General features: G+C 42.6%; 15 protein-coding genes. 7 read left to right on the plus strand and 8 right to left on the minus strand.

The annotated features are described in order from the left end of the window. Positions 1-153 precede the first annotated feature (153 nt). Positions 154-1,092 carry a phosphoribulokinase gene (locus tag H6G97_RS15925; protein WP_190941756.1) on the plus strand — a complete coding sequence of 313 codons (939 nt, stop codon included), beginning with the start codon at positions 154-156 and terminating at the stop codon, positions 1,090-1,092. 453 nt (positions 1,093-1,545) lie between these two features. Here H6G97_RS15925 and H6G97_RS15930 read toward each other — a convergent pair whose 3' ends face one another. Continuing rightward, positions 1,546-1,968, minus strand: coding sequence for a hypothetical protein (locus tag H6G97_RS15930; protein ID WP_190941721.1), 423 nt, complete (start codon positions 1,966-1,968; stop codon positions 1,546-1,548). A gap of 166 nt (positions 1,969-2,134) precedes the next feature. Between H6G97_RS15930 and radC the strand changes: the two genes are divergently transcribed. Next, positions 2,135-2,866, plus strand: a complete 732-nt coding sequence (gene radC / locus H6G97_RS15935) for a RadC family protein (protein WP_190941722.1) — start codon at positions 2,135-2,137, stop codon at positions 2,864-2,866. A gap of 112 nt (positions 2,867-2,978) precedes the next feature. On the opposite strand, the gene H6G97_RS15940 is transcribed toward radC, so the two are convergent. The 3 genes from H6G97_RS15940 to H6G97_RS15950 form a co-directional block, all read right to left on the minus strand. Further along, positions 2,979-3,770, minus strand: coding sequence for an SDR family NAD(P)-dependent oxidoreductase (locus H6G97_RS15940; protein WP_190941723.1), 792 nt, complete (start codon positions 3,768-3,770; stop codon positions 2,979-2,981). Positions 3,771-4,157: 387 nt separating this feature from the next. Beyond that, the gene (locus H6G97_RS15945; protein ID WP_190941724.1) at positions 4,158-5,630 is read right to left on the minus strand and encodes an esterase/lipase family protein; all 1,473 of its coding nucleotides are present in this window, start codon (positions 5,628-5,630) and stop codon (positions 4,158-4,160) included. A 437-nt stretch (positions 5,631-6,067) separates the two neighbouring features. Then, positions 6,068-8,077 carry a hypothetical protein gene (locus tag H6G97_RS15950; protein WP_190941725.1) on the minus strand — a complete coding sequence of 670 codons (2,010 nt, stop codon included), beginning with the start codon at positions 8,075-8,077 and terminating at the stop codon, positions 6,068-6,070. A gap of 589 nt (positions 8,078-8,666) precedes the next feature. On the opposite strand from H6G97_RS15950, the gene H6G97_RS15955 reads away from it, so the two are divergent. The 5 genes from H6G97_RS15955 (at position 8,667) to H6G97_RS15975 (ending at position 16,022) form a co-directional block, all read left to right on the plus strand. Then, the gene (locus H6G97_RS15955) at positions 8,667-10,142 is read left to right on the plus strand and encodes an NADH:flavin oxidoreductase (RefSeq protein WP_338421726.1); all 1,476 of its coding nucleotides are present in this window, start codon (positions 8,667-8,669) and stop codon (positions 10,140-10,142) included. Between the two features lie 65 nt (positions 10,143-10,207). Continuing rightward, complete coding sequence (locus H6G97_RS15960; RefSeq protein WP_190941726.1) at positions 10,208-11,674, plus strand: c-type cytochrome; 1,467 nt, start codon at positions 10,208-10,210, stop codon at positions 11,672-11,674. A 31-nt stretch (positions 11,675-11,705) separates the two neighbouring features. Next, positions 11,706-13,142, plus strand: coding sequence for a c-type cytochrome (locus H6G97_RS15965; RefSeq protein ID WP_190941727.1), 1,437 nt, complete (start codon positions 11,706-11,708; stop codon positions 13,140-13,142). 7 nt (positions 13,143-13,149) lie between these two features. Beyond that, a complete protein-coding gene (locus tag H6G97_RS15970; RefSeq protein ID WP_190941728.1) occupies positions 13,150-14,430 on the plus strand; it encodes a hypothetical protein in 1,281 nt (426 codons plus the stop codon). Positions 14,431-14,435: 5 nt separating this feature from the next. Further along, positions 14,436-16,022, plus strand: a complete 1,587-nt coding sequence (locus H6G97_RS15975; protein ID WP_190941729.1) for a GMC oxidoreductase — start codon at positions 14,436-14,438, stop codon at positions 16,020-16,022. A gap of 287 nt (positions 16,023-16,309) precedes the next feature. Here H6G97_RS15975 and H6G97_RS15980 read toward each other — a convergent pair whose 3' ends face one another. From H6G97_RS15980 to H6G97_RS15995, 4 genes are all read right to left on the minus strand, one after another. Further along, complete coding sequence (locus tag H6G97_RS15980; protein ID WP_190941730.1) at positions 16,310-17,929, minus strand: NAD(P)/FAD-dependent oxidoreductase; 1,620 nt, start codon at positions 17,927-17,929, stop codon at positions 16,310-16,312. A gap of 129 nt (positions 17,930-18,058) precedes the next feature. Further along, on the minus strand, positions 18,059-18,265 hold the full coding sequence (locus H6G97_RS15985) for a hypothetical protein (protein WP_190941731.1): 207 nt from the start codon (positions 18,263-18,265) through the stop codon (positions 18,059-18,061). After that, positions 18,262-18,408 (minus strand): hypothetical protein, encoded by a 147-nt coding sequence (locus H6G97_RS15990; RefSeq protein WP_190941732.1) that lies wholly within the window; start codon positions 18,406-18,408, stop codon positions 18,262-18,264. The genes H6G97_RS15985 and H6G97_RS15990 overlap by 4 nt, the downstream gene beginning before the upstream one ends. 216 nt (positions 18,409-18,624) lie before the next feature. Then, the gene (locus tag H6G97_RS15995; RefSeq protein WP_190941733.1) at positions 18,625-21,906 is read right to left on the minus strand and encodes a DEAD/DEAH box helicase; all 3,282 of its coding nucleotides are present in this window, start codon (positions 21,904-21,906) and stop codon (positions 18,625-18,627) included. Positions 21,907-22,036: the final 130 nt, after the last annotated feature.

Below are 22,036 nucleotides of genomic sequence, written 5' to 3' on the forward strand. Positions count from 1 at the left end.
CAATAAACCAGCACACAGACATTCTATATGTAGAGATATGTAGAGATATTGCATACCAAGCCATTGCTTGAGTTACTTGCCTAAACCCTTCTAGAATAAAAACTATTGTAGGGAAATTTTATTACTAAACTTGCTTTTATTCTGGGAGGTATGATGAGCCGTCCAATAATTCTTGGTATTGTAGGCGACAGCGCTGCTGGGAAAACAACACTAACGCGAGGAATCGCTCAGGTACTCGGCCCAGAAAATGTTACGCTCATTTGCACAGATGATTATCACCGTTACGATCGCCAACAACGTGCAGAGATTGGCATCACTGCCCTCCACCCTGATTGTAACCACTTAGATATTATGCAGCAACACCTGTCGTTGCTACGCACAGGACAACCAATTCTCAAACCAGTTTATAGCCATAAAACCGGCACATTCGAACCACCGCAGTATATCAAGCCCAATAAATTCGTAATTATTGAGGGATTACTCGGTTATTCTACCCGTGTTGCCCGTGACTCTTACGATGTAAAAGTTTATCTTGCGCCTCCTGAAGAACTACGCACTAAGTGGAAAGTCAAGCGGGATACCCAAAAACGGGGTTACACTGCTGAACAGGTATTAGCAGAATTAGAAAAACGGGAATCAGACTCAGCACAATTTATTCGTCCGCAGCGGCAATGGTCTGATATAGTTATTAGTTTTTATCCACCTACTGGGGAAGATGATGAAACCAATGGACATTTAAATGTGCGTTTGGTACTACGTCCGTCAATTCCCCACCCAGATTTTACGCAGATTATCAACCCTGGTTATGGTAATTCTGACTCAGCGATTCGCCTGGGACTAGACAGAGATATGAGTAAACCGGTGGATGTCTTAGAAGTTGATGGACACGCCACCTTAGAACAGGTGAATAAGCTAGAGCATATTATTTGTTCTGATATGCCCCATTTACGAAGTATTTGCGATCGCGAAAGTAATCCAGAACTGGGTAAAATTGCTGGTACAACTGGAGAAACACTGCAAAGTTATCCTCTGGCTTTGACTCAGTTAATCATTACCTACCACATGCTCAAAGCAACGCAAATTTATCAGTAGACATCTAGTGAAATTAAATATGCGTTATCCATAACCCTTGTAGAGACGTAACACTGCTATGTCTCTATATTCTCCTATGTCTAATTCTTATCATGATAGTGACTTGACGGGTGCTTGCAGCAGTTCAATATCTCTAATCTCAAGAATGCCACTACTCTCAAATTGCACACTAACCCTCTTCTGTCACTCTCCGAAAACATTTGCCTTTTCTAAAATCTAGAGCTTTTGTATAGCAAGCGATTGCGCGATTATTTTCTAATAACAAATACAAGACCTATTTTTTTCTAATAGTATAACTTGTATTGATTGCCTCATGAGGCTTCTAGCGATAGCCTTCCCGGAGAGTGACAGAAGAGGGCTAATTTGAACTTTAGCAGCATCGGCTTCTTTTTTAAAATGGGCACGCGCTTCGTAAGGCTTAAAATTTTCCGTTGGTGAAACTCCTGTAGACCATCAAGTTGTTCTCATTTCGCCCCATTGTCCTGTCCTACATAAACCTAAACTCACATTAATTGGTTTTTCTGTGTCTAGCGCTTTCGCGTTAAATTGACAAGCAAGAACACACTCTTGGACATCGGGCGCTGCAACTTCAAACAAGATGACATTTCGCAAAGGATTTGTACTAATCATTAACTGCTGAATATTGTCGTCATAGGCTTCAATTCGCCAACTTTCTCCGAAAATTGCAATGCCTCCCCTTGTCACCGTGAAATCGGCAGGTGTGAATCGACGAATCAGCACAAATGGCTCTGCGGGTTCGGGAACGCCGAAGCGTTTTTGCAGATCGTTACCAACTTCTTGGATTTTAGAGTCAATAAAACCTTTGAGATTGTTGAATAAATCATCAAACATAGCGTAGTTTACCGCCGTAGGCATCGCCCCAAATCATATTATTTTTAGTGTTCCCTTTGAAAGTTACAAATAAGATTACCCATAAAAACTTACCAAAATTAAAGATTTTCTCAAATAAAGATGATTTTAAGAGCAAACAAGGGATAAATAAAGATAGTTCCATCTAGGGTGAGTATTCTCTTAGTTTGCTATGACCTATTGCCTCAGAATTGCCGACCTTCCTACAAATGAGCGTCCGCGTGAGCGATTAATGACGCATGGTGCCAAAATTTTAGCCACAGCAGAGTTAATCGCAATTCTTCTAGGCACCGGTCAAGGGCCAGGAAAATTATCTGCTGTGGGTTTGGGACAATATATTTTGAGCGAATTAGGCAAACACCAACGCGATCCTTTGGTAGTTCTGCGAGAAGTTAGCCCTGCTGAGTTGATGCAAATTTCTGGTGTTGGCCCAGCGAAGGCGACAAGTATTTTAGCGGCAATAGAATTGGGTAAACGCGCTTTTCAATCTCGTCCCAACGATGGCACATTAATTGATAGCCCACTTGCTGCTGCTGCTACCCTTAGCCAAGATTTGATGTGGCAGATACAAGAACGTTTTGCAGTGGTGCTGTTAGATGTCAAGAATCGCTTATTGGGTACGCAAGTAATTACTATTGGCACCGCAACCGAAACCCTAGCCTCTCCTCGTGATATTTTTCGAGAAGTTATTCGTCAAGGCGCAACGCGGGTAATAGTTGCCCACAATCATCCTTCTGGGAACCTTGAACCCAGCCAAGAAGATATAGAATTGACGCGTCAGTTGTTAGCAGGGGCGCAGCTTTTGGGCATTCCCGTACTAGATCATCTGATTTTGGGCAATGGCAATCATCAGAGTTTACGGGAAGTGACAACGTTGTGGGATGAACATCCACAGGGAGATTAAAATAATTCGTAATTAGAGACTCGTGAGAATTGCAACCCGCAGATCCCGGACTTCTTTAAGAAGTCCGGGATCTTGTTTCTGCGCGTTTGATTTAGGATTGCTATGGTAAAACTTACTTACTTTCCTGCATACTTCTCACTAATTTAGTCACTAGCTTTCTAGGAGTAAATCTTACAGATTCCGCAAGGAGCTTATTTTTAATTCCAGGAACAACAACAGTTTTGTTTTCTAATAGACCACGATAGCCGATTTGGGCTACTGTATCCGCAGTCATAATTTTTTGACCGCTTACTAGCTTTGAGTCTTCCATTGCGGCTCTTTGTTGAAAACCTGATTCTGTAGGCCCTGGACAAAGTGCTGTCACCGAGACACCTGTACCTTCTAACTCATTAGCGATCGCTTCGGTAAATGATAAGACGTATGCTTTACTAGCGTAGTAAACTGCCATCAGTGGCCCTGGTTGAAAAGCAGCAGTCGAAGCCACATTTAATATTTTTCCAGACCCCTGCTTAACCATATCCTTGAGGAATAACTTGGTTAAATGTGTCAGACATAAAATATTGACCTGTAGCAATTGCAGTTCAGAATTAAGGTCAATTTCGTTAAATAATCCGTAGGTAGCAAACCCAGCATTATTTATCAGCACATCAACTCTGATAGATGCTTGTTTTAACTCAGTGAAAATTTCTTCTGGTGCTGATGGGTTAGATAAATCCTTGAATATAACTTTGACACCAATGCCAAATTTACTTTTAAATTCATCAGCAATTTCATTCAGCTTGTCCACGCTTCTAGCTACTAACACAAGATTGTAACCATCCTGAGCAAATAACTTAGCGAATTCATAACCGATGCCGCCAGATGCACCAGTAATAAGAGCCGTTTGTTTGCGATTACTCTGCATAATTTTTCCTCTCTTAACAGATTGAACTGGGGATTGGGGACTGGGACAATTTTGATGAGGATTCAAACCCTAACCAAATTGGGAAAAAGACTCTTTCCCTGTACCCAGTCTCGGAGCTAATATTCCTCCCTGACAAGCTTTAGCTTGTTCGCCTAGGGTCTCGTAGAGAAGTTAGGGAAAGAAAGGGCGCAACCCGTTGAAAACTAATAGACATCTCCAGAAATTAAAGTTTTTCGGAGATGTTTTATGAATCATCAGTCATTAGTAACCTAACGCTCTTTAACCTTACTTATTCTCTCTTCAGAATAATTAAAAAGCACTAATTAACTATAACTAATCACTGACTACACTATAACAAGCACTCTCCACAGTACTTAACAATCACATTTATTGCCAGCGCGAAATTTCCAAGCGAACTGACGCGTTTGTTCCTAAAACTTTTTGTCCACGTTCAGGTAAAGGAACATACGCAACATATATATCAGAACTGGATTCTCGGTTGGAATTTAACTTGATTAATGGCTCTTTTGCATCAGAATTCCAACTGTATATAGCTCCATAAGTACTATTTGATTCGGCAACATCAGTAATTAGATAGTCAGACCACAGGGGTACTTGGTCAAGATGACTATCACGCAACCAATTTGTCTCTTGTTTTGTGAAAGAATGCAGTGCTAAACGCAGAGCATATCTACAGACATTATTATCACTGGCTGAGTTTCTTGGTATTAAAAAAGCTGTAAATAGAGGAACGGGTTTATCTGTTCTAGTTAACTCTTGTGTGATTGGACAATAATGACCGATCGATTGCTCATATATAGGAACAGGAAGACCACGCAAAGCAATTCTAGTTTCCAGTTGATAAAAATTCTTGTCTCGGTCTTTCAGCTGGATATTGCTCAAAGACAGTTTCACTTGGATATCACCAAACAAAAAACGTTGCAGGTTTTGATAACCTTCTTCGGAGTTCAATATGCCATAACGTCCACCATGAGTACGGTGAACATAAGCACGATGAGATCCTGCGATGTAAGCTTTATCTATCTGAACTAGACCATCACTTTTGACCCCCACAGTCTTGCGTGAAAGACCAAAAGCATCTTCATAGTCATGTGCATTAGTTCCGATTAAAGAAAAAACGCGGTCTGGCGAAAACTTATTCTCTAAACTTTGTAGTTTTTCTAGCTGAAATTTATCGGGTAACTTATCGGTTCGTTGGACACGAGGTGTTAAGTACTGATACATCCGTTGAGGCCCAAAGTCATCAGAATTATTCAATTGGAACCTGTCTCTAAGTTCTTCAAGCATCCCACTTCCTACCTCAAAATAAATACCACCATGAGGTGTGGCGTAGGTAAATAATTTGTCAATGTGATCGACGGCTTTCTCACCTTTTTCTGGATAAATCTTTTGAATCAAGCTGCGGCAAACAAGTCCTCCCATTGAGTGCGCCACAAGGTAAACTTTGGCTGCACCTGTGGTTTGCTTCACATTCTGAATCAGTTTTCTTAAACCACTCGCTATCTCTTCCATCTCCTGCCTAACTACACTTGAAGAACCAAAACTAGGTGTAGTTACATCATAAAATCGGTAGATCCAAATAGTTTTATAAAGTTGGTTAGATAATCTTTTAATTTGATTGCTCACATTTTGATTGTCAACAATCGGTTGATAACCATGATCGGTCATTAGCCGCAGCAATGGACTCTCGAAAAAAAACTTCTGGGGATTTTCCTTTTCATCCACTCGAATATGAGTCGAACCATTATTGAATCCATAAAACGGATCATTAACTGTTTGCTCAACATCTTTTTGTGTACCTGCATATCCACGAACAAAGATGATTGGTAAATACTGCATATATATCCTCACTATTTAATAAATATTTTTGCTCGTTCCCAGATTTAACCGAGAACGAGTATAGAGTATCAAGACAACTTGTCTTAGAAATAAATCCGCTTGAGTTAAAGTTTTATCTGTCCTAAACCTTCTGAGAAAAAAGGAAATTAGAGTAAACCTTTTTAAGACTACGGTGTATATACGAATGGTACTAAGATAAGCCCAAAGTCCTGTATTGACTCATTCCTAGCCTGGAGGCTAGGAATGCCGATTGGGGTCAAAAACTAAGCCAGAGACTCAATGAATGCATTCCCAGGCGGTAGCCCAGTAACAAGTCAAGCCTTATCAAGCTAAGTTCTTAGGACTTGTGTGTACACCGTAGCTTTTGAAGTCAAGCAACTGGCATAGCTTGGAGGGATATTCCGGGGTCAAATATTATGAACCCCGGCATATTGGTGTTAGAAAGTTTTCACAAATTCAATTAAAGCTTTCTTATCTTCATCTGGCAGATTCGAGCCAAAATAATGACCCTCATCTTCAACGAAGTCAGGAGACTTATTAGCTCTTAAAAGCACGCGTGCCAACTTACCCTTAATTCCACCACCTGGTTTCAAGTCTTGGAAAAGGCTACTCAGATTGAGAGATGTAATCGCCTCTCTGATATTGATGCTTGCCAGTAAATTTACAGGTGTACCTTTAGGAACAGGAAGCCTAAATCTCGGATTCGGATCTCCTGGGGGAAGCTCTAATTTGGTATCTCGATTTGTCCTGCTGATAATTCCTTCACGCTTTTCAGGCCACAATAGCTTCTCCATCGCATCCGTATAGGCTGCTACACGCCCTTTTACTGAAGGATCTTCATTGTAAAGTCCTAGTGCGTTGTTGTGAAGAAGTGGTGCTGTTGCCCAAATACTTATTAGTGAAGGTGTACGGTAATATCCCAAACCACCGTTTGGTATCTTAAATTCGATGGGTTTTTTCTCATCGAAGGGGTTGTACAGGGTCAAATTACCTGGTGATGGTAGTTCTTTGTAGGTCTTCGAGGAGAACTGATCCCAAATATGCCCCTTGGTAGCATTTGTCCCCAGCGATCGCCCCGCATTAGTACCAATTAGTGTTACCGGATAACGCTGGTCATCAGACAAGAAGTTGTGGTCTAAGAAATTACTGCTAAGTACAGACTCTTCGTACCATTTTTGAGCCTGTTCGGGGTCAGCAGCAATCTCAGCAGTTGGCTTTTTGCTGGAATGGCAACCAGCACAAGTACTGGCAAAAACACGTTTACCACGTTTGAGAACTTCCTCGTCTTTAGTTAAGAACTCTTCACCACCTGGCGCATCTTTCAAGTGCATCGGCTTGATGGTTTTCAGGAATGATTCTGCATCAGCCATGCGTGCTTCTGTCTCTCTCCAGTCTTTGCACTCCTTCCGCGCTTTTTCAATATCAAAAGGTTTTTGGGGAGTTCTGCCTAATAAAGGCTCATGGAGACTTGTCCAGTAATCACCGCACATCCCAATGTTGACGTAGACGCGTAGTGAGGCTGCTGCCACTCCTGTAGAGTCTGCACCATCCTTGAGAATATGATTAACATCCTTGGTTGAACCATCGTTCATCACCTCTGGATATGTGGGGCGATCGCCTAAATTAAAAATGGCGTTAATCGCATTCGGATTGTTGATGTGATCGGTGGCAATCCGCGAAGTATCAGAAGTCCCCGGTTTCTGAGATTTTAGTACTTGCTTAACAAAACTATTGTCAGCGATACTTCTTCCGAAGAATTCGCTTTCTTTGATGTACTGATTACCTAATGCTGCTACTAGGTTTTCCCATTTTGGGTGTTCGTTGTCTTTGGGTGGGTTGAGAGGATCTAACGCTACGTGACAGATGGCACAAGATTGCCCGATCAAGTAGGGAGGCTCAACTTTTGAGGTTTTGAAATACTCGTCAGGGTTCCATTTTGCCTGGTCGAAATTGGGGTTAGGGAATTTACGCAACCCAATAACGCCAGTTGAAAGCGGGTCTTTACATTTATCTAGACGCAATCCGTATTCATCTTTTTCTGTGGATTTTTCACATCCAGGATCGTTAATTGCGCCATATAACTTGAATCGCTCGTCATGATCTTTTGAGTCAATCAGCTTTAGCAGGTCAGCACTACCATGCGTTCGCTTCGCTAAATCACGATAGTACTTAGCGTTACCGCCAGTCCATAAGTACCAAGTGCAACGGCCCCGTTTCTCGGCATCTGTCAAATTCTCCGTTGTGTACTCTGGGAGATAACCGATACCCTCGCAATTATCCGGATATTCACTTGCATCAGTATTGGAGTATTGACTACTTATGGGCGCAGGTGTCTCACTATACTCATCAGCTAGAGCTGTAGGCGTTCCATAAAAGCCGCAGACTATAAACATAGTCACGAACAGCAGGAGCAGACAGCCCTTAAAAATGAGACTTGTCTTTTTCATAAAACTCTCTAGTTGTAAGACCTAAACCTTATTCACTGCACCTCACATTTGCAGAGGCACACTAATAATCCATCAATAATTTCCCATTTTCCAGATTTAGTCTTGGGATATTTTGATGATTTAAAATGTACCTTACTGAGGCTCGTTATATATGAACTTACTACACAAATTCGCAAAACGTCATCAATAAACTTTTATACATTTATAAACCAAAAATTTAAAAAATTGTAAATTTACAATGGTGTTCAATAACCAATTTGCTATCGTTATATCCGTTACCTATGTATTTGGTGATCTTTGTAACAGATTGTTAAGTGCTTCTTTTAAGCTTGCCTTAACCTTATAAAAGAGATAAAAAGACGAAAATTTCCATCTCTTTTAAGAATTTCTGTGTAAATACCGTAGGTTTACAAATTGCAAAAGTCTTTATATAACTGTAAAAACCAATAAAGGTAAATATCTATGTTGAAGGTTGGTAAGTAAAACTAAGTAACAAAAACTTAATACTTAGCGTTTGATCCGAAAACCTGCACTGTGGATTTGTAGACATAAAAAACTTCCCTCCCAGAGACGATGAAAATATCAGTCTGTGGCGAGGCTATTAGCGCTACCAAAAATTCTGCCACCTAATTTTATTACTGAAAATAACAAGTTAAAGACAGAGGAACACATGGAAAACGATATTATTTTTGAACCATTGAGATTTCGTCATCTCACAGTAAAAAATCGGATATTTCGCTCTAGTATTTCCGGCAGGTGGGATAACTACGATGGTTCAGGTACTCAAGCCCGAATCAACTGGGAAGAAAAATTTGCTCGTGGTGGTGTAGGGGCTATTATTAGTTCCTTTGTCCCAGTCGCCATCCGGGGAAGAATTATGCCCAATTACGCCACAATTGACTCTGATAAAACCGTTCCTTTTTGGCGAAAAGTAGGAGAAAAAGTCCACGAATACGACTGTAAATTTATCTTGCAATTAAGCCATTCTGGGCGACAGCAGGATATTGCTGGTATCGAAAACTCAGGAAAAAAAGCGTTAAGTTCTACCAGCCAAACTGAGCCATTCCACGGCTTTTTGTGTCAAGCGATGACACTAGCAGAAATTAAACAAACAATCCAATACTTTGCCGATGGTGCTAGACGTGCCCGTGAAGCAGGTTTGGATGGAGTAGAATTACACAGTGCTAATGGATATCTTTTTAACCAATTTCTCAGTTCTGGAATTAACGATCGCCAAGATGAATATGGTAGTTCATTAGAGAATCGAGCGCGGTTTTTGCTAGATGTAATTAGAGCAATCCGCAAAGAAGTAGGCAACGACTTTCACCTGCAATTCAAAATTAGTGCTGTTGACTATAACAACGCCGTTACCTTTTGGGAAAAACCAGGTAATACCATAGAAGAATCCATCCAAGTTTGTAAATGGGCGGAAGAAGCTGGAGCTGATGGCGTGCATGTGTCAACTGGTAGCTTATTTCCGCACCCACTCAATCCCATTGGTGATTTTAATTTTGATATCATTTCTAAAACCTATGACGCGATGTTATCAAGTGGTGTAGAAACCACACGCAACTACATTTTATTCCGCAAAGCCTTTTTACATCCAATTTTCAATCTTTTATGGAACCGCGTCAAAAAGCAATTGCCACCTCAGGCATTTAGTGGTGATGACGTAAAAGATCCCAAAATCAAGCAGTTATTAATAGAGAACCAAGGCAGAAACTTATTAGATTCTAGAGAAATTAAAAAGCACGTTAATATCCCCGTACTATGTACTGGTGGTTTACAGCAGGCTTCTTATATTCGTCAGGCAATTAATGATAAGTATTGCGATGGCGTCACAATGGCTCGTACCCTGATTGCTAACAATGACCTAGTTAAATCTTTTCAAGCAGGTAAAGACCTGGCAGACAAACCCTGTACCTATTGCAATAAATGTCTGCTGAATGTAATTGAAAATCCCTTAGGTTGTTACGAGCAGGATCGCTTCGATAGCTATGAAGAAATGATGGCAGAAGTAATGTCAGTCTTTCATCAAACTGAGTTTGCAAATTTATCTAGATAAAAAGCGATGGGTATTAAATTGACAATTTCGCTTACAGATAATCTCGGCAATATAGGGAGTGTTTCATGACTCAACAAACAAACCCTACCCAACTCCCGACTTCAATCAAGGGAGTTTTCCAGCGAATTTGGGTTGTGATTGTGGGTGTTGTAGCAGTAGCAGTCTTTTTGCTTTGGCCTGTTTTGTCTAACTCCCCGGTGGATTATGCTGACATTGAAAACCACTTTAAATATGGTTCAATCGGCAGCGAACCCATCAATGGCATCCCTTACTGGATTTGGAAAGTTTTACCAGAACTATTCCCAGATAAATTACCTGGTAAAGGTTATACATCCTTGGAATTTATCAAAGAACCTGATAAAGATTTGCCTATAGGTTTTTCGCAACGGAGAGTTTTTATTGATCGCATTGGGTTGAATTGTGCTGTATGTCATACAGGAACGCTGCGAGATACCCCGAATAGCGAACATCAAGTGATCACTACGATGCCTGCTAATGTACTTAATTTGCAGGGATATATCAAATTCTTATCAGCAGTTGGTGTGGATGAGCGCTTTACTGCTAACCGGATGTTGCCAGAAATTGAAAAAATCAGTGGTGGTCTTAATCCCATTCAAAAATTACTTTATCGCTTTATTGCAATTCCCCAAACTAGAGATGCGCTAATTAATCAGGCATATCGACTTAATTTTGTTGAAAAACAACCAGATTGGGGGCCAGGTAGAGTAGATACTTTTAATCCTTATAAAGCAATTCAATTCCATTTTCCAATGGATAAATTGCGTGAGGATGAACTGATTGGTACTTCTGATTTCCCCTCAATTTGGAATCAAAAACCCCGCGAAGGATTGCAGTTACATTGGGATGGTAATAATACTTCGGTTGATGAACGCAATAAGAGCGCAGCTTTAGGAACTGGAGTCACACCCACCACCATTGATTTGCCTCGGATTGATCGTATCGCCGATTGGCTGTGGGAACTACCACCACCAAAATATCCCTACGAAGTTAACGAAACTTTAGCGACCACAGGAAAACCACTCTTTGAAAGTAATTGCGCTAGTTGTCACGCTTTTGGTGGCGCTTATACAGGCAAAGTTGTTCCAATTCAAGAAATTGGAACAGACAGGCATCGCCTAGATTCATTTACTTATGAAACTATCTCTAACCAAAATACCTTGTACGCGGGTTATCCGTGGCGCTTTAAAAATTTCCGCAAGACTAATGGCTATGCAAATATGCCCCTTGATGGTGTTTGGTTACGCGGCCCTTATTTACACAATGGTTCAGTCCCCACCTTACGGGATTTATTAGAAAAACCAGAGAACAGACCACAAGTATTCTATCGGGGCTATGACGTTATTGATAGAGCAAAAGTTGGCTTTGTCTCTGATGTTGCCGAAGAAAATGGTAAAAAATACTTCAAATTTGATACAAAACTTGAAGGTAATAGCAATAGCGGTCATTTGTATGGCGTTGATCTCTCCCCAGAAGAGAAAGATGCAATTGTTGAGTACATGAAGAAACTTTGAAGGACACTTTAGCAAGGAGAAACCTAAGTTTATGGCAATACTTAAGTCAAAATTAGGGAAAATAATCACCTCAATTGCTGTAGTTATTGTCCTTCTTTTTGGGGTTGTGGGTTATGCGGGATGGTACAACCTTTTCCGCGAAGTTCCTAGCGAAGTTTACAAGTCACCAGAGGATCATTTTAAATATGGTTCTATTGGTACAGAACAGGCGCAAGGTGTACCATATTGGATTTGGTTAGTATTGCCGCGTATATTTCCCGATAAGTTACCAGGGCCAGGCGGTTATACTTCTTTAGGAATTACATGGGAAGAAGGTAAAGAGCTACCAGTGGGTTTTTCTAAAAAAACCATTGGGTTTCCGAGAGTTGGAATAACTTGTGCTGTTTGTCATAATGCTACTTATCGAGAAAACCTCAAAGATAAGCCAACAATCATTGCAGCTGGGCCGTCGAATAAATTTGATTCTCAAGGCTATATTCGTTTTCTTAGTAACGCTGCTAGCGACTCCAGATTTCAAGCTGACTATATCCTTGACGAAATTAAATATAGCCATGAGTTTCCCTGGTGGGAAAACCTGCTTTATCGTTTTGTAATTATTCCCCAAACAAAGAAAGGGCTGCTACAACAAAAAGCTGACTTTGCTTGGACTGATTCTCGTCCCAATTGGGGGGCGGGTAGAATTGACCCGTTTAACCCTGTGAAGTTCACTACTTTAAGGTTGCCTAAAGATGACACCATTGGTAACTCAGATATGATGCCTTTGTGGAATCAGAAGCAACACCAAAACTTTGCCCTGCATTGGGATGGTTTAGAAACTTCGCTGCGAGAAACAGTGCAGACTGGCGCTATTGGTGACGGTGCAACTAAAGAATCTCTACCAGTAAAGGATCTCCAACGGGTAGAAGATTATATTTCGGAATTACCACCTCCTAAATATCCGTTTGCAGTTAATGAGCAACTAGCTACACAAGGGAAAGGTATTTTTAGCAGTACCTGTGCATCTTGTCACGCATTTGGCGGTGAAAGAACTGGTAAGGTGATTCCTGTTGAAGAAGTGGGAACTGACCGCCACCGTCTAGATATGTGGACGCAGCAAGCAGCAGATACTTACAACAAATTTGGTGATGGCTATCCTTGGGACTTCAGCGAGTTGCGGAAGACTAATGGTTATGTATCTGTCTCCCTTGATGGTCTTTGGTTAAGAGCGCCTTATCTCCATAACGGTTCGGTGCCATCCTTACAAGACTTGTTAGAAAAACCAGAGAATCGTCCCCAATCTTTTTACCGAGGATTTGATGTTTACGACCAGAAAAAAGTTGGCTTTATTTCCGAAGGAGAAGAAGCACAACGTGTAGGTTTTAAATACGACATTAGTGTTCCCGGCAATAGTAATCAAGGACATCTCTATGGCACTGATTTACCCGCCAAAGAGAAACAAGCTTTAGTCGAATATCTTAAAACTTTATAACCAAGCTATGAATAAATATGCTGTTTGGTTTCGCCACATCGTCTGGCTAGGTATTATTCAAGATTGGGTAATTGGCTTGCCGGCGATCTTTGCACCGAATTGGTTGCTGGAATTACTTCACCAAAGACCTAGCCAAGACCCGGTATGGACTTCGTTTGCTGGGTTGTTAGTGGTTCTGCTGTCGTTGTTCTACATTCCTGGAGCAAATGACCCCTACCGTTACACTCCCAACGCCGTATTAGCGACCTTTGCCCGCCCGCCTGGAGTTCTCTTCTTTTTCTTTCTTTACCCCAATATTTATCCTGCCTTCGGGATTATTGACTTAGTTTTGTGCTTATTCCAAATCCCATTGTTGATACTGACTATGCTCAACAAACCTCAACCTTCTACCCCAGACAACGATGTTTTCGAGTATGACGGGTCTACCTACAAAGAAGTAAAAGAAGTTGGTTTTAGTGGGCCCTATGGTGAACCATTGCCTTACCAACAAGGTGTGGGACTGACAACCTTTGTCCAATTGTTTAATGACGCAGCGCGGAATTTGTTCGACAGGCGAGATATCCGCCCCCATTACGACAAGCTAATCCACGCTAATGGTGTTTGCTACACAGGTCTTTGGAAAATCACTGAGGATTCACCTTACACGGGCTATTTTAGCAAGGGTTCGGAAGGTTTAGTATTCGCTCGTCTTTCCGTTGCTGGTGCTGGAATTAAACGGGGCGATCGCAGGGCCTTAGGTTTAGCTGGCAAGGTTTATCCTACCCTCAATCCTGATGAAAAGGCAAAACCAGGTAATTTCGTGACTGTTGATTATCTGACAGGCATCAAGACGAAGCATATTACCGATACTGAGTTAACTAACTTTCCTGACGTTGGCCCAGATATTGGAGCCAAACTTGTTAACCGCGTGATTTTCCGACTAGTAGATAAAAGACCAGGGTTTCGCCAAGTCTTTCCGATCTCCACCCTCGGTGTCGAGCCAGGAGGCAAGGTTGTTACCCCAGACTTGTTTATGCTCAGAGTGGCAGAAGGCACACCTAAAATCGATGCGGAAGACTTTCGGGATGAACTGCGGCTAGAAAAGTATCCTAACCATACCTTGGTCTACACCATCAACGTCAAAAACTTCGATGAAAAAGAGTGGACGAAGTTGGGTGTTATTGAGTTGAATGACTATGCCATCTGTGAGGGTTGTGATAAACGGATACACTTTTGGATTCCCCGCGATATCCCTGTACCAAAAAGAGATAGCCTTGCCCGCCCTTCAGACCCTGTAGTGATTAAGTAAATTATATGAGCCAGCAATTTGATGTCATCATTATTGGCAGCGGCTTTGGTGGGTCAGTAGTTACCTGCCGTTTGGCTGAATCAGGAGCGCGGGTTTTGGTGTTAGAACGCGGTCGGCGTTGGACTAAAGACCAATACCCACGTCAAGCCAAAGATGCCTGGATTTATGAACACACCCAGCCGCAAAAATATAATGGCTGGCTCGATTTACGTTTCTTTAAAGGGATGGCTGTAGCTCAGGGGGCGGGGGTTGGTGGTGGTTCTCTGTGCTATTCCAGCGTGGTTTTAGAAGCAAATCCCACGCGATTTGAGCAAGGCTGGCCACCGGAAATTACTTACAGTGAATTGCTGCCTTACTACGATCGCGTGCGAAAAATGATGGGTGTGCGTCCTATACCTCCAGGACAGCATACCCAACGGGCAAAATTGATGCAACAAGCGTCGCAAAAGGTGGGATATAGCGATCGCTTCCAAAGTATGCCCTTAGCAATCTCCTTCGATCCAGACTGGAACTACCAACTGGAAGACCCCTTGAATGAAAAGCACTCGCGGCAATTTGTCAATGCCCAAGGGCAAAAACAAGGCACTTGTATCCATCTGGGTAATTGTGATTTAGGGTGTGATGTTCACGCCAAGAACACCCTCGATTTGAACTATATCCCGGCTGGAGAAAACAAAGGTGCAGAAGTGCGATCGCTCCACTTGGTACGCTATATTCAACCAGATGAGGGCGGCTATCGCGTCATCTTCGACCGCATCGAAGACGGCAAACTAATTCGTGGTGAAGAAAGGGCCAAAATAGTTGTCATCGCCGCAGGTTCCCTTGGTTCTACTGAGTTGCTATTAAATAGCCGCGATAAGTACCGCACTTTACCTAAAATTAGTCAGCAACTTGGTAAAAATTGGAGTGCCAATGCCAACGTTCTTACCCCCGACTTCTACGGTAAAGATGTTGAAGTTAAACAGTCCATTGGCCCAACTATTACCGCAGGTATGGACTTTACCGACGGTAGCTTTGAAGGTGAAAGTTTTATTATTGAAGATGATGGTTTTCCCAATATGTTGCTCAATGCCATTAGCAGCAAAGTGAATTCTGGCAGATTCAGCCTATTCGCCCTAGCTTTACGCAACCATTTGCAACGTGGACTGGACGAAAAGAATCCCTTAAGCAATGTTATGGTTTGGCTAGGTGCGGGTGTTGATGCTGCCGATGGAAAACTTTCTCTCGGTCGCAACTGGCTCAAACCTTGGGAAACAGACTTAAAACTTGACTGGAATATCCAGCGCTCAAAGTCTGCAATTGATGCGATACTGAATGTGCAAAAGCAACTTTCCCAAGCTAACGGGGGTAAACTTTACATTCCTTTATACTGGTCAGTTCTCCGCAGTTTGTTGACAGTGCATCCTCTGGGAGGTTGCAAAATGGGAACAACTGCTGAAAATGGCGTTGTCGATCATAAAGGCGAAGTCTTTGGCTACAAAAATCTTTACGTCGCAGACGGGGCAATTTTACCTCAAGCTGTTGGACGCAACCCTTCTATGACTATTGCTGCTTTAGCAGAACGGGTGGCTCACTTGATGGTGAGCAACTAACCGCAGGAAGGCAGAGTAGCAACCATCAAGTGATATCATGTTCGGCAAATCACTTATAATATGTCATTGCGAATGCAACGAAGTGGAATGAAGCAATCGCAAAGGTTTGGGATTGCCGCGCTACGCTCGCAATGACATAAGTATTAAGTCGAACATGATAGATATCGTGTCCGGTTAAAGACTTATCATTAAGACCGCAGGGAGCAGGGGGAAAGAGGGTTTTCCGATTTTTGCATAGATGTGGTAACTGTAACTAATTAGCCGGACATGATATGAGCTACCCTGCCTTAGATTTTGTGATTTACGGTTTGCAAAATACTTAAAGCCACCGCTTCCGCTACCTTAATCCCATCGATACCAGCTGAGAGAATTCCTCCGGCGTATCCCGCGCCTTCCCCAGCCGGATAAAGACCGACTGTATTTAAACTCTGATAATACTCATTGCGTTTAATCCGAATCGGTGATGATGTGCGGGTTTCTACCCCAGTCAACACGGCATCATTCATCGCAAATCCTTTAATTTGTTTCTCAAAAGCGGGAAGGGCTTCGCGGATGGCTGCGATCGCATAATCTGGTAAACTCTCACTCAAGTCACCTAAATGTACCCCAGGTGTATAAGACGGTTTAACAGTGCCGAATGCTGTAGAAGGGCGATGGTTGAGAAAGTCTCCCACCAACTGTCCTGGAGCTTCATAAGTTCCACCGCCTAATTCAAAAGCTCGTTCTTCCAAGCGCCGTTGGAAGTCAATTCCCGCCAAAGCATTTCCCGGATAATCTTCAGGTGTGATGCCCACAACGATCGCACTGTTGGCATTGCGCTCATTGCGAGAATATTGGCTCATCCCATTGGTGACAAGTCGCCCCGGTTCTGATGCAGCTGCGACCACCAAACCCCCCGGACACATACAGAAACTATAGACGGAACGACCATTTTGGCAGTGGTGAACCAGTTTGTAATCAGCAGCACCTAAAACCTTATGACCAGCTTGAGCGCCGAAACGACATTTGTCGACGAGAGTCTGGGGATGTTCTACCCGAAAGCCAATGGAAAATGGTTTCGGCTCAATGTAAACCCCGCGATCGTATAGCATTTGGAAGGTATCGCGGGCGCTGTGACCCACAGCCAAAACCACATGATCGCTAGCGATATATTCCCCACTGGCGAGGGTGACTCCCCGCACCTGCCCATTTTCGATGTTGATATCTTCCACCCGGCTTTGAAAGCGAATTTCACCGCCGAGGGATTCGATTTTGGCACGCATACTTTGGACAATTCCCACCAGTTTAAAAGTGCCGATGTGCGGTTTGTTGATATAGAGAATTTCTGGTGAGGCTCCTGCATTCACGAGTTCGGTTAATACCTTGCGCCCATAATGCTGAGGATCTTTGACTTGACTGTAGAGTTTGCCATCGGAGAATGTACCCGCCCCACCTTCGCCAAACTGGGCATTAGATTCGGGGTTGAAGTCTGATTTTTTCTTCCAAAAGCCAAAAGTATCAGCAGTGCGATCGCGAACTTGTTTCCCACGTTCTAAAATGATGGGACGGAACCCCATTTGCGCCAGCATCAAACCCGCAAACAATCCACAAGGCCCAGTACCAATCACGATGGGGCGAATCGCCAAATTGCTTGGTGCTTGTGCCACTGAGCGATAGCTCATGTCTGGCGTGACCATTACATGAGGATCTTTTTTCAGACGCTTGAGTAGATGAGTTTCCTGAGTCGTTTCTACATCCAGAATATAAACAAGGGTAATCTCTCCTTTCTTACGGGCATCGTAGCTACGCTTGAAGATGGAATAGCTGATCAAATCTTCGTCCGTGATTTGCAGCTTTTTGAGGATGGCAGTCTTGATCTCATCTTCAGGATGATCAAGCGGGAGCTTTACTTCAGTTAGTCGTAACATAGCGAGGAGAAATGCATACTGTCTATCAAAATATTAACAAGAGAGGCAGAAGGCAGTATTCTGCCTGCCTTCTGCCGAAACTTTACATAAACACTGACTTTTCACGTCATGGAAAAACCCACGAAAAACCTAACCCCCCCGCAGCATGGCAATAGGAAAATCTTTCATCGCCGTATCAAAAAACGGAGCCTGTTCAGCCTGACATAGGGTGCTGGCGCTCTCTAGTACGGTTTTACCCAAATGATTGATCAGGTTTGAGAGCATGACTTTGGAATCCCCTGGCTTATTAGCCTCCCCCTTTAACGGCTCAATTAGATAATAAGTGTAGATGCTCATGCTTCCATCAGGGGGTATGTAAGACCTCTGATTGCCTCTGGAGGACGTAAACACCCCCTTCCTTTGCCCTGCTTCAAGACATCGACTACGCCCTTGGGCAATGCCGTAGCAATAAAATCAGCAGGTAGTTCGCCTTTATTCAATATCGCATATTTAATCTAGTGGTTTATTTGGTTATTTATCAGGGGGGTGAGAAACGAACTGCATTCGCGTTAGCGTTTCCCCTTCTCCCAAAGGGAGAGGCTAGCGCCAAGGGAGAAGAACGCAAAGACCGCAAAGGAATAAAAGTTAAGAATGAGTTTACTTTGTAGTGGGTAGCCATAACCCTAAATTCAAGAACTAAAGCCCTTACTACAAACTTATTCTGCATCATCGTCAATTACTGCACTGCGATCAAGTATTAGTAAGTTGCGAAGTTGGTCTGTATCCAGTTCTGTCAACCATTCTTCACCAGCACCTACAACTTGTTCAGCTAGTTGTTTCTTACTTTCAATCATGTCATGAATTTTTTCTTCTAAAGTGCCTGTGCAAACAAATTTATGTACTTGCACATTCCGGGTTTGACCAATTCGAAATACTCTATCTGTGGCTTGATTTTCCACGGCTGGATTCCACCATCTATCAAAGTGGAATACATGATTTGCTCGTGTTAAATTCAGTCCGACACCACCCGCTTTCAGGGAAAGAATCATAATCGGTGGCCCTTGAGGATCGTGTTGGAAACGGTCGATCATCTCCTCACGTTGTTTTTTGCTGGTACTGCCATATAAAAAGAATATTTCTCGCCCAAGCTGTTTTTCTAAATAGGGTTTAAGTAACTTACCCCACTCAGCAAATTGTGTGAAAATTAGAGCGCGATCGCCTTCTGCTAAAACTTCTTCTAACATTTCTTCTAGCCGCAGAAGTTTTGCTGAATTATGTTGCTCTAATGTCGCCTGTTTCAAATATTGGGCTGGGTGATTGCAGATTTGTTTAAGTTTAATTAACAAAGCTAAAATCATCCCTCGACGTTGCAATCCTTCAGCAGATTCTATCTCTACTAAAGATTGTTCTACAATTTGTTGATAAAGTGCAGCTTGTTCACCAGTTAAACCGCAAAATACGGTCATTTCTTGCTTATCTGGTAAATCTTGAATGATCTCGCGATCGCTTTTCAATCGCCGCAGTATAAATGGCTGAACTAATGAACGTAATTGAGTCAAAGAAGCGGTATCACCATACTTTTCAATTGGCATGGCAAACCGACGCTGAAAAAATTGCTTGTTGCCTAAATACCCTGGATTGAGAAAATCTAAAATAGACCATAGTTCTTGCAGCCTATTTTCTACAGGTGTACCCGTCAACGCAATCCGAAATGTCGCTTCTAATTCCCGGACTGCTTTTGACTGCTTCGCCTCTGGATTTTTCACATTCTGGGCTTCATCTAAAACAATTATCTGCCAAGAGACACTTTGCAATGATTTGATATCTCGATGAAGCAGTGAGTAGCTGGTAACGATTAAATCGTGCTTTTTCACTGCTTCTAAAAACGCTTTTCCTTTTGGGCGTTTGTCACCGTGATATTGCAAAATTTTCAGGCTTGGTGCAAATTTATTGACTTCCCTTTCCCAGTTGCCTAAAACAGAAGTTGGACAAACTAGCAGTGTTGGATTTTCTAATACATCCTGCTCTTTTAAATGTAACAAAAAAGCAATAAACTGGATGGTTTTACCGAGTCCCATGTCGTCTGCGAGACACGCGCCTAAGCCCCAACGTTCCAAGAAAGACAGCCAAGCAGCACCACGTTCTTGATAAGGCCGCAACTGTCCTTTAAAGGCTGCTGGTGTAGGCAAAGGTGCGATCGCTTGATTATTGCTTAACGCCCCAATTAACTCTTGCAATGCCCCAGATGCCTCAAAGCTGACCACTGGTAATTTTTCAATTACTTGGGTATCCCCTGTACTGAAACGCAAGGCATCTTCCAAGGAAAGGGCCATTTGATCTTTGCGAGTGGTAAAAAAAGTTTGGGCTGTCTTAATGTCTTGGGGGCGCAATTCCACCCACTCACCGTTAATTTCTACTAGCGGACTATTTAAAGCCACAAGTTTATCAAACTCAGCTTTGGAAATAGTTTGTCCTCCAATTGCCAATTGCCATTGGAAATTTAGCAGACTCTGCAACCCTAAACGCCCCTGCTTTTTCTTTGGGGTTTCGGCTGAAATTTTCAAACCCAAACGATTCGCCCATCCTTCGCGGTTCGCTAAACTGGGAGGCAAAATTACTCCTAAACCACTGTCTTCTAACCTCCAAGCTACAGCTTTGATAAATTCATAAGCTTGCATGGGGGTGATCCGAGAAAATTGAGGATATTCGGTTTCAAAACTGGGTGCGATCGCTGGATATAATCTGGAAGCTACCCCCAAACCTCGCAAAAATGTTTCTTGTGGTTGCTCAATTGTCCGATTTTCATAAACCAATCGTTCAAGTGGATTATTCCAAATAGTTGCCGCATCCACCACAAATTCAGGATCATCAGCCGCTTGCAGGAAATACGCCAATGTCCACTCTGTTTCGCCAGACTCTGGAGAACGCAGTTGAAAACAGGTACGAAATAGAGTTTTAAGAGTTAATTGGTATTGTAGCGGCATAGTCCAAGCCTTTAGTGCCGCTTCCAGTCGTTTGAGTTCAATTGAATCTGCATTAACTGTATGAGATGCACTAGTTAAAGCTTGCAACCACTGCCGCACCCCAGATGATAAAGATGCAATCGCCTTAGCTTCAGTTGCAGGTTGAGAACCCGCCATCCCGCGCACTTGGGCATCTATCGTACTGTTAAGAAATCCCAAAAGTAATTCTTGAGGTTCAGTAGGGAAGTTTATATAAAGTAGGGATTGGGAAAACTCCTCGCCAGTCCCCAGCCCCCAGTCCCCAGTCCCTAGTTCCTCCTGATAAGTCCGACAAACCAACGGCATATTCGCAGAAAATTTTTCTAAGCGAGTTCCATCTACAGCACTATCTAAAAGTACTTGCCATTTAGCAGCAGCACCATCTGATTGTCGGTTAATTGTTGGTAAAAACTTACACCGTGAGATTAAATCTAAACTCCACCGGGAAACTTGCGACCAAAAACGTAAATCTCCTCCTAAAAAGGCATCTTCCCCTTTAGCAGCATTTAAGGGAACAGCAGCGAGAAATTTTACCGCCTCGCTGGGGTTGAGACAAAAACCTTCAACTCGCCACGGTTGCAAATATTGTGGGGAGTCTGTATCTAGCCCTAAGCTGGCAGAATGTACCGGGAAAATCCCTGCTGTTCCTTCGCTACTGCCTTCTGGGATATAAGTTGGCACGGCAATTATCTGCGACTGCGTTGGCATTATCTGGGTAGGACTGGCGGCTTTACGTGTTTGCCCAGTAGTAGCCATGGCTCCGCCAACGCCAGGGGCGAACGCAACTTGAGGTTGCTGGATGAAGTTGGTAATTGCCATGTTCTGGGAAACCAACCACTCACTCAACTCCACTGATGTCATTGCCAATGGATGTAATGGGATATCTCCAGATCCATTAGACTCAAAATTCACTCGTGGCGATCGCCAAGTTTCCCCCCAAATAAATAAACAACCATTTTGATTTTTTAGTAACCAATTACAGTGTAAAATCGCCATTTGCTAATTACTCAGTTTCTCGTAAAATTCAATAATGAAAATTGCAATTATTCTACTTTTTACATCTTCACGAAAAGATTTTTTAGCTCAAAATCGCATATAATTAATATTTAAACAAATATTTCATTTA

Source organism: Nostoc flagelliforme FACHB-838, assembly GCF_014698065.1.
Lineage (GTDB): Bacteria > Cyanobacteriota > Cyanobacteriia > Cyanobacteriales > Nostocaceae > Nostoc > Nostoc flagelliforme_B.

Coding starts and splice junctions, on each gene's coding strand:
- H6G97_RS15925 (WP_190941756.1), top strand. CDS start 154: ATGAGCCGTCCAATAATTCTTGGTATTGTAGGCGACAGCGCTGCTGGG.
- H6G97_RS15930 (WP_190941721.1), bottom strand. CDS start 1,968: ATGCCTACGGCGGTAAACTACGCTATGTTTGATGATTTATTCAACAAT.
- radC (WP_190941722.1), top strand. CDS start 2,135: ATGACCTATTGCCTCAGAATTGCCGACCTTCCTACAAATGAGCGTCCG.
- H6G97_RS15940 (WP_190941723.1), bottom strand. CDS start 3,770: ATGCAGAGTAATCGCAAACAAACGGCTCTTATTACTGGTGCATCTGGC.
- H6G97_RS15945 (WP_190941724.1), bottom strand. CDS start 5,630: ATGCAGTATTTACCAATCATCTTTGTTCGTGGATATGCAGGTACACAA.
- H6G97_RS15950 (WP_190941725.1), bottom strand. CDS start 8,077: ATGAAAAAGACAAGTCTCATTTTTAAGGGCTGTCTGCTCCTGCTGTTC.
- H6G97_RS15960 (WP_190941726.1), top strand. CDS start 10,208: ATGACTCAACAAACAAACCCTACCCAACTCCCGACTTCAATCAAGGGA.
- H6G97_RS15965 (WP_190941727.1), top strand. CDS start 11,706: ATGGCAATACTTAAGTCAAAATTAGGGAAAATAATCACCTCAATTGCT.
- H6G97_RS15970 (WP_190941728.1), top strand. CDS start 13,150: ATGAATAAATATGCTGTTTGGTTTCGCCACATCGTCTGGCTAGGTATT.
- H6G97_RS15975 (WP_190941729.1), top strand. CDS start 14,436: ATGAGCCAGCAATTTGATGTCATCATTATTGGCAGCGGCTTTGGTGGG.
- H6G97_RS15980 (WP_190941730.1), bottom strand. CDS start 17,929: ATGTTACGACTAACTGAAGTAAAGCTCCCGCTTGATCATCCTGAAGAT.
- H6G97_RS15985 (WP_190941731.1), bottom strand. CDS start 18,265: ATGAGCATCTACACTTATTATCTAATTGAGCCGTTAAAGGGGGAGGCT.
- H6G97_RS15995 (WP_190941733.1), bottom strand. CDS start 21,906: ATGGCGATTTTACACTGTAATTGGTTACTAAAAAATCAAAATGGTTGT.